The organism is Comamonas sp., from assembly GCF_036666375.1.
Taxonomy (GTDB): Bacteria; Pseudomonadota; Gammaproteobacteria; order Burkholderiales; family Burkholderiaceae_C; genus Comamonas.
The window spans coordinates 39,801-48,624 of record NZ_JAVWWA010000007.1 but is presented as its reverse complement, the minus strand read 5'-3'; the positions used below and the strand labels follow the sequence as shown (position 1 = coordinate 48,624).

At 64.0% G+C, this 8,824-nt stretch carries 6 protein-coding genes; 5 read left to right on the top strand and 1 reads right to left on the bottom strand.

What is annotated here, in order from left to right; genetic code table 11:
• Window positions 1-206 precede the first annotated feature (206 nt).
• From RR928_RS02845 to RR928_RS02825, 5 genes are all read left to right on the top strand, one after another.
• A complete protein-coding gene (locus RR928_RS02845; RefSeq protein ID WP_332536523.1) occupies window positions 207-1,796 on the top strand; it encodes an ABC transporter substrate-binding protein in 1,590 nt (529 codons plus the stop codon).
• A 177-nt stretch (window positions 1,797-1,973) separates the two neighbouring features.
• Window positions 1,974-3,563: an ABC transporter substrate-binding protein gene (locus RR928_RS02840; RefSeq protein WP_332536521.1), complete on the top strand. Its 1,590-nt coding sequence runs from the start codon at window positions 1,974-1,976 to the stop codon at window positions 3,561-3,563.
• A gap of 7 nt (window positions 3,564-3,570) precedes the next feature.
• Window positions 3,571-4,536 carry an ABC transporter permease gene (locus RR928_RS02835; protein ID WP_332549111.1) on the top strand — a complete coding sequence of 322 codons (966 nt, stop codon included), beginning with the start codon at window positions 3,571-3,573 and terminating at the stop codon, window positions 4,534-4,536.
• A 15-nt stretch (window positions 4,537-4,551) separates the two neighbouring features.
• Complete coding sequence (locus tag RR928_RS02830) at window positions 4,552-5,493, top strand: ABC transporter permease (RefSeq protein ID WP_332536517.1); 942 nt, start codon at window positions 4,552-4,554, stop codon at window positions 5,491-5,493.
• Window positions 5,490-7,196 (top strand): ABC transporter ATP-binding protein, encoded by a 1,707-nt coding sequence (locus tag RR928_RS02825; RefSeq protein WP_332536515.1) that lies wholly within the window; start codon window positions 5,490-5,492, stop codon window positions 7,194-7,196. The genes RR928_RS02830 and RR928_RS02825 overlap by 4 nt, the downstream gene beginning before the upstream one ends.
• On the opposite strand, the gene RR928_RS02820 is transcribed toward RR928_RS02825, so the two are convergent.
• The gene (locus RR928_RS02820; protein WP_332681451.1) at window positions 7,197-8,546 is read right to left on the bottom strand and encodes a carboxypeptidase-like regulatory domain-containing protein; all 1,350 of its coding nucleotides are present in this window, start codon (window positions 8,544-8,546) and stop codon (window positions 7,197-7,199) included.
• Between the last annotated feature and the right edge of the window lie 278 nt (window positions 8,547-8,824).

The window sequence follows — 8,824 nt, the reverse complement described above, 5'->3', positions numbered from 1 at the left end:
GTGCGGCAACTGGCCTGGCAGGGCAGGCAAAGGGTTGGATGACGCGCGGCGAGCGGCGAGCGGCGCGCGGCGAGCGCTGGGCGTGCATGGGCGCCCGGCAGCGGCTGACAGGGCGGGGGATGGATTCATCCTTTCGCGCTGCAGCGCCGCCCGCCAAGATCGATGGCAGGTGTTCGTCGTTTCCACCTTTTGCCGAGGAGGCTGCCATGCTGCGCAAACTACTGCTCCCATCGCTTCTGGTCGCGGGCCTGTTCACGGGGGCGGCGGCCCAGGCCGAAACGCTGCGCTGGGCACGCGCCTCCGATCCGACTTCGCTCGATCCGCATGCGTTCAACGTGGGCACCAATTTCACGCTGCTGCACCAGATGTACGAGACGCTGGTCAACCGCGACGCCAGGGGCCGGCTCGTGCCTTCGCTGGCGCTGTCGTGGCAGATGACCGCCGATCCCACGGTCTGGGAGTTCAAGCTGCGGCCCAACGTCAAGTTCCATGATGGCGCGCCACTCACCGCCAAGGACGTGGTGTTCTCGCTGAACCGCGCCAAGGGCCCCACGGCCCAGGTCAAGTCGCTGCTGTCGTCCATGGTCGAGGCCAGGGCCGTCGACGCCCTCACGGTGCAGGTCAGGACCAGCGGCCCCAACCTGATCTTTCCCAACAACCTGACCAACCTGTTCATCATGAACGAGGCCTGGGCCAGGGCCAAGGGCGCGCAGACCACCCAGGACGCGGCCAGCACCACGGAAAACTTCGCCACGCGCAATGTCAACGGCACCGGCCCCTATCAGCTCGCCAGCCGCGAGCCCGATGCGCGCACCGTGATGAAGCTCCATCCCCAGTACTGGGGTCGGGGCCAGGCGCCGCTGCAGGTGACCGAGCTGGTCTATCTGCCCATCAAGTCGCCGGCCACGCGCATGGCGGCGCTGCTGTCGGGCGAAGTCGATTTCGCCCAGGACGTCCCGGCCCAGGACGTGGCACGGCTCAAGCAGGATCCGCGGCTGCGCATCAACGAAGGTCCCGAGAACCGCTCGATCTTCCTGGGCCTCAATGTGGGCGGCAAGGAGCTCAAGTACTCGAGCCTCAAGGGCAAGAACCCGCTGGCCGATGCGCGCGTGCGCGAAGCCATCCACCTGGCCATAGACCGCGACGCGATCAAGCGTTCGGTGATGCGCGGGCTGTCGATTCCCTCGGGCATCATTGCGCCCCCCTTCGTGCACGGCTACACCAAGGCCATGGCCGCCTATCCCAAGGTCGATGTGGCGCGGGCGAAGAAGCTGATGGCCGACGCGGGCTATGCCAACGGCTTCGACCTCACGCTGCATTCGACCAACGACCGCTATGTGAACGACGAGGCCATCAGCACCGCGGTCGCGGGCTTTCTCGGGCGCGTGGGCATCAAGACCAGCGTGGTCGCCCGGCCGATTGCCCAGCACAGCGTGGCCATCAACAACGCCGACGCCGACTTCTACCTGTTCGGCTGGGGCGTGCCGACCTATGACTCGGCCTATATCTTCGACTTCCTGGTCTACACGCGCGGCAAGGACGGGCGCGGGCCGACCAATGCCACGGGCTTCAGCAATGCCCAGGTCGATGCCGACATCGCTTCGCTGGCGTCGGAGTCGGACAAGGCGAAACGCGACGCGGCAATCCAGCGGATCTGGGACGTGGTGCAGAAGGAGCGGTTCTACATTCCGCTGCACGACCAGATGGTGCACTTCGCTTCCGTGCGGCGGCTCGATATTCCCGTGCACCCCGAAAACGAAGTGCATTTCAAGGATGTGAAATTCGAAGGGCGGTGATGCGCACGGCGCGCTTGATGTTTCCCCCCATTGTTTGCCGTGCGCTGCGCCGTCAAGATGGATTTCGCAAGAAACGCCAGGCCTGGATCTTGCATCTGTGCAATGTGCGAACGTGACCGCCGGCAGGAACGCGGCGCGCGGCGCAGCTTGTCCCACTTCGTTTGTTGAGGAAACCCGATGCTGCTGAAATTGCTGTTTACATCCCTGCTGTCCGCAGGCCTGCTGACCGTGAGTGGCGCACAGGCCGAAACGGTGCGCTGGGCGCGGGCTTCCGACCCGACCACGCTCGATCCCCATTCCTTCAACACCGGCACCAATTTCGTGCTGTCGCACCAGATGTACGAGACCCTGGTCACGCGCGATGCCAAGGGCAAGCTCGTGCCCACGCTGGCCACGTCGTGGAAGCTCACCGCCGACCCCACGGTCTGGGAGTTCAAGCTGCGCCCCGGCGTCAAGTTCCATGACGGCGCGCCGTTCACGGCCAAGGACGTGGTGTTCTCGCTGCAGCGCGCCAAGGGTCCCACGGCCCAGGTCAAGTCGCTGCTGGCCTCGATGGTCGAAGTCAAGGCCGTCGACGACCTCACGGTGCATGTCAAGACCAACGGCCCCAATCTGATCTTCCCCGACAACCTGACCAACCTGTTCATCATGAACGAGGCCTGGGCCAAGTCCAAGGGCGCGGAAACCACGCAGGACCCGGCCAGTTCCACGGAGAATTTCGCCACGCGCAACGCCAACGGCACCGGCCCCTATCAGCTCGTGAGCCGCGAGCAGGATGCGAAGACGGTCATGAAGGCCAACCCCCAGTACTGGGGCAAGGGCCAGGCGCCGCTGCAGATCACCGAGCTGATCTATCTGCCGATCAAGTCCCCGGCCACGCGCGTCGCCGCGCTGCTGTCGGGTGAAGTCGATTTCGCCCAGGACATTCCCGCGCAGGACGTCGCCCGTCTCAAGCAGGACCAGCGCCTGCGCATCAACGAGGGTCCGGAAAACCGCTCGATCTTCCTGGGCCTCAACGTGGGCGGCAAGGAGCTCAAGTACTCGAGCGTCAAGGGCAAGAACCCGCTGGCCGATGCGCGCGTGCGCGAAGCCATCCATCTGGCCATAGACCGCGACGCCATCAAGCGCTCGGTGATGCGCGGCCTGTCGATTCCCTCGGGAATGATCGCGCCGTCGTTCGTCAACGGCTACAGCAAGGCCATGGCCGCCTATCCCAAGGTCGATGTCGCCAAGGCCAAGAAGCTGCTGGCCGACGCCGGCTATCCCGACGGCTTCGACCTGACGCTGCACACCTCCAACGACCGCTATGTCAACGACGAGGCGATCAGCACGGCGATCGCCGGCTTCCTGGGCCGCGTGGGCATCAAGACCTCCGTCGTGGCGCGACCCATTGCCCAGCAAAGCGTGGCCATCAACGGCGCGGATATCGACTTCTACCTCTACGGCTGGGGCGTGCCGACCTATGACTCGGCCTATATCTTCGACTTCCTGGTGCATACGCGCGGCAAGGACGGGCGCGGCCCGACCAATGCCACGGGCTTCAGCAATGCGGCCGTCGACACCGACATCGTCGCCCTGGCTTCCGAGGCCGACAAGGCCAAGCGCGACCAGACCATTGCCCGCATCTGGGACGTGGTGCAGAAGGAGCGCTTCTACATTCCGCTGCACGACCAGGTGATCCATTTCGCCTCCATCAAGCGCATCGACGTGCCCGTGCATCCGGACAACGCCGTGCTCTTCAAGGATGTGAAGCTCGGCGCGAAGTGAGGCAGACATGCTCGCCTATCTGTTGCGGCGCCTGGGCCAGTCGGCCCTGGTGCTGGTCGCGGTCTCCCTCATCGCCTTCATGGTGTTCCGCCATATCGGCGACCCGACCATCAGCCTGCTGGGCGAGGATGCGACGCTGGAGGAACGCGCGGCGCTGAACGCCGAGCTGGGCTTCGACAAGCCCGTGCCGCTGCAATACCTCAACTATGTGGGCAAGGTGGTGCAGGGTGACCTCGGCATCTCCTACCGCCTCAAGCGGCCGGTCAGCGAAGTCATCGTGGAGCGTTTGCCCGCGACGCTGGAGCTGGCGCTGATGGCCTCCATAGGCGCGCTGGCGATAGGCGTGGTGCTGGGCGTCTACACGGCCTTGCGCAGCGAGGGCTGGCTCAGCCGTGCGGTCATGACGGGGTCGCTGGTCGGGGTCTCGCTGCCCACCTTCCTGATAGGCATAGGCCTGATCTACCTGTTCGCGGTCGAGCTGCGCTGGCTGCCGTCGTTCGGCCGCGGCACCACCGTCAAGGTCGGAGGCTGGGAAACCGGCCTGCTCACGGCCTCGGGCTGGAGCGCGATCATCCTGCCCGCGATCACGCTGGGCTTCTACAACATGACGCTGATCATGCGGCTGGTGCGCGCCGAGATGCTCGAGGTGCTGCGCTCCGACTACATCCGCTTCGGCCGCGCGCGCGGCCTGCGCGAGAAGGACCTGTACTTCGGCCATGCGCTGCGCAACACGCTGATTCCGGTGATCACGATTGCGGGCCTGCAGATCGGCACGCTGATCGCGTTTTCCATCGTCACCGAGACCGTGTTCCAGTGGCCGGGCGTGGGCCTGCTGTTCATCTCGTCCATCCAGGGCGTCGACGTACCGCTGATCGCGGCCTATCTGATGTTCATCGCGCTGCTGTATGTGGTGATCAACCTGCTGGTCGACTTCCTCTATCTGGCCGTGGATCCGCGGCTGCGCCGCCGATAACAAGGGAAATGCAACATGTCCGATGTGATCGATAGACCCGCGCCGGCGCGGCGCGGCTGGCGCCAGAGCGACTCGCCCGTGAAGCGCGCGTTCGCGCGCTCGCGCACCGTGCAGGTCGCGTCCGCGGTGCTGCTGCTGATCGTGCTGGCCACGCTGTTCGCGCCCTGGCTGGCCTGGCAGAACCCGTTCGATTCCGCGAGCCTCGAATTGAACGATGCCTTTTTGCCGCCCTGGTCCGAAGGCAGTACCGGCGCGTTCTACGCGCTGGGCGCCGACGACCAGGGCCGCGATGTCGCTTCGGCCATTCTCTACGGCCTGCGCATGTCGGTGCTGGTCGGCGTCTCTGCCGTGCTGCTGTCGCTGTGCATAGGCATTCCGCTAGGCCTGGTTGCGGGCTATGCGGGCGGCTGGTTCGATACGCTGCTGATGCGCATTGCCGACGTGCAGCTCACCTTTCCCGTGATCCTGGTCGCGATGCTGATCCTGGGCGTGGTGCGCGGCGTCGTGCCCGAAGGCGTGCGCGAACAGGTCGCGGTGCTGGTGATCATTCTCGCGATCGCGCTGTCCGACTGGGTGCAGTACGCGCGCACGGTGCGCGGCGCGGTGATGGTTGAAAAGCAGAAGGACTATGTGCTGGCCGCGCAACTGATAGGCCGCAGCCGCACGGCCATCCTGGGCCAGCATATCCTGCCCAATCTGCTCGCTCCCATCCTGGTGATTGCCGCGATCAGCTTTGCCCATGCCATCGTTGCCGAGTCCACGCTGTCCTATCTGGGCGTGGGCCTGCCGCCGACCCAGCCTTCACTGGGCACGCTGATACGCATAGGCCAAAGCTTTCTGTTCTCGGGCGAGTGGTGGATCCTGCTGTTCCCCTCGCTGGTGCTGCTGGCCCTGGCACTGTCCGTCAATCTGGTCGGCGACTGGCTGCGCGACGCTCTGAACCCCAAGCTGCAATGAGTTCCTCCGACACCCATCCCCTGCCGGTGCTGCGCGTGCGCGATCTGGGCGTGACCTTCGACACCTACCGCGGCCCGGTACAGGTGCTGCGCGACGTGAACTTCGAGATTGCCGCGGGCGAAATCCTGGGCGTGGTCGGCGAGTCGGGCGCGGGCAAGTCCATGACCGGCGCGGCCGTGATCGGACTGATAGACCCGCCCGGGCGCATCTCCAGCGGCAGCGTGGAGCTCGACGGCGAACGCATAGACGGACTGCGTGGCGAAGCCATGCGGCGCATACGCGGGCGGCGCATAGGCTCCATCTTCCAGGACCCGCTGACCAGCCTCAACCCGGTCTATACCGTGGGCCGGCATCTGGTCGAGACCATTCGCACCCATCTGCCGCTGACCGAAGCCCAGGCCAGGGCGCGCGCGCTGGAACTGCTCGAAGAGGTCGAGATTCCCGAAGCCCGCGTGCGCCTGGGCCAGTACCCGCACCAGTTCTCGGGCGGCATGCGCCAGCGGGTGGCGATTGCGCTGGCGCTATGCGCCGAGCCGCAGCTGATCATTGCCGACGAACCGACGACGGCGCTCGACGTGTCGGTGCAGGCGCAGATCATCGCGCTGCTGCGCCGCGTGTGCCGCGAACGCCAGGCTGCGGCGATGCTGATCACCCACGACATGGGCGTGATTGCCGAGACCGCCGACCGGGTCATGGTGATGTACCAGGGCCGGGTGCTGGAAACCGGGCCGGTGCGCGAAGTGCTGGACCGGCCGACCCAACCCTATACGCGCGTGCTGATGGCCGCGATTCCTTCGGTGCACCAGCGGCTGGAACGCCTGCCCGTGCCCGAAATAGGGGCCCCGGCAACGGCTGCGCCGGTCAGGGCCGAGCCCGTGCCCCACGCCGCCGCCGCAGAAGGCAAGGCCCTGCTCGAAGTTCGCGATCTGGGCAAGGAATTCGATCTGTCGCTGGGCTGGCTCGAACGCCTGGTGTCGCAGCAGCCGCGGCGCATGCTGCAGGCCGTCGACGGCGTGAGTTTCAAGATACGTCAGGGCAGCACGTTCGGCCTGGTCGGCGAATCGGGCTCGGGCAAGTCGACCGTGGCGCGCATGGTCGCTGGCCTCACGGTGCCCACGCGCGGCCAGGTGCTGTTCGACGGCCAGGACCGCTTCCGCACGCAGACCGACCTGCGCCGGCGCATCCAGATGATCTTCCAGGACCCGTATGCCAGCCTGAACCCGCGCTGGACCGTAGCCCGGCTGATTGCCGAGCCGCTGGAGGTGCTGGGCCTGAGCAGCGACCCGAACGAGACCGCCGAGCGCGTGGCCCAGGCGCTGCGCCGCGTGCGCATGACGCCCGACGACGCGCGCAAGTACCCGCACCAGTTCTCTGGCGGCCAGCGCCAGCGCATAGCGATTGCGCGGGCCCTGGCCAGCCAGCCCGAATTCATCATCTGCGACGAGCCCACGTCGGCGCTCGATGTGTCCGTGCAGGCCCAGGTGCTGAACCTGATGCGCGACCTGCAGGACGAGTTCGGCCTGACCTATCTGCTGATCAGCCACAACCTCGCGGTCATCCGCCACATGTGCGACGACATCGGCGTGATGCAGCGCGGTCGTCTCGTCGAGGCGGGCGACGCCCAGGAGGTGCTCGATGCGCCGCAGCATGAATACACGCGCGCGCTGATGGCGGCCGTGCCCGATATCCAGCACGCGCACTGATCAGTTGAGGTGATATTCAATGTCCACGATGGTGGGGCTGTCGCTGGCATACCTGAGCGTGTGTCCGGCATTGGTGTTGAGGACTCTCAGCGCATAAGTGCCATTGGCCTCATCTCTGAAAAGGTAATGGCTTTGCCTTTCCGTTTGCAGGTTTATCTTGTGCGTGTATTTCAGCGGGGATTTTTCCCGGGTGGCACAGAATCTGGTCTTTGATGCGTAGGCTGCGCTGCCGCTGTCGAAAGGCTGAACGCCATTGTTGATGTTGAGAAATGAAGTCTGTCTGCATCCTGAATTTTGCGGGCGCATCTTCCCTGCAAAGAGCGTGCCGCTTTTGATTTTCCCAAGACCATCAATGGGTCCCGGGATCAGGAGGAATTTGGCGATTATTTCACCGGCATGGGCTGATGGGATGGCGTCTGAAATCGCATGGGCTGCGGTGTCTGTCACCTTGCGCCAGAGGCTTGCTGCAGCGGTGCCTGCCGGATTTTTCTCATATTCGGCCAGACTGGCTGCATCGGCCGGCACCACGCTGGGTGCCCCGGTGGCACCACGCAGGTTGCGGACCGTGGCACCAAAGACGAGGTCTGCCTGCATCGCACCGTTCGGTTTCTCGATATTTATGCTCTCCACGACATGGGTTTTCAAATAGGTATCGGCCTGTTTTTGGAATTTCGTTTTTTCGTCTTCCGACGCAAACTGGTAATCCTTCGCCATTTTTCTCACATCGAGATCCGGGGAATTGGCAGCAAGCAGCAGCGCGTCGAAAGCGATGTCCATGCCAGGCTTGCCCAATGAAACAGAGAAATTCCCCTGGGAATCGGTCTCCACCATGACGGGATCCGATACTTCGGCCTTACCTATGCGGGCCGTGGAACGGGCAATCGATGGCAACAGGATGATCTTCTGCCGGGCAAGAGGGCTTTGTCCGGGGTCCAGCAATTTCCCTATGATTTCGGTCGGCAGCCTGGACAGGTGATTGCCTATCTGCAGCTCATGGGTTTTGTCGGCCTGCAAATCGACCGCGGTTTTCTGCAGGGAGATCGGGGGGGATGTGCCACCGCTTGTCAACAGCACATCGTAAACACCTGGCTTGACCTGAATGTTGAAATTTCCGCTTGAACCAATGGACGTTTCGAATCTTTCATCGGTGATGCGGTTTTCCAGCAGGACCTGGTATCCGGAAACGGAGGCGCCATTTGCGCTGCGCAAGGTGCCCGAATAGCGGATCAGGTTTTCGGCAACTTCCGGCGGGTTGCGCACGGGCGCGTTTTTGTCTTCGCCTATGCTGCAGGCGCTGAGCAAGCCAGCCCATGCCAGGGAATATATAAGTGTTCTGTGCTTGAACTTCATGCATTTCACCCGCTGCTGATTTCGTGAGCGGAGTCAATCATTTTCGCGACCCCGATTCTGGTGATTTGTCTGAATGGGTGCAAATCCCTGGCAGCAATGCTTGGGTTTGCTGCGTCGATACCACCTGCATGTTCCCGAAAGAGGTTTTTCGGTTGTTTTTCCATCAGGTGCACCCAGCCATTCAGTCAGCGCAAGCGCAGATATCCAGTATCTGACCAGAAGCTTCATCGCCACTCCCTGTGAAAATGTGGGTTGCGTGCGGCTGCCGCGCGCCTGTC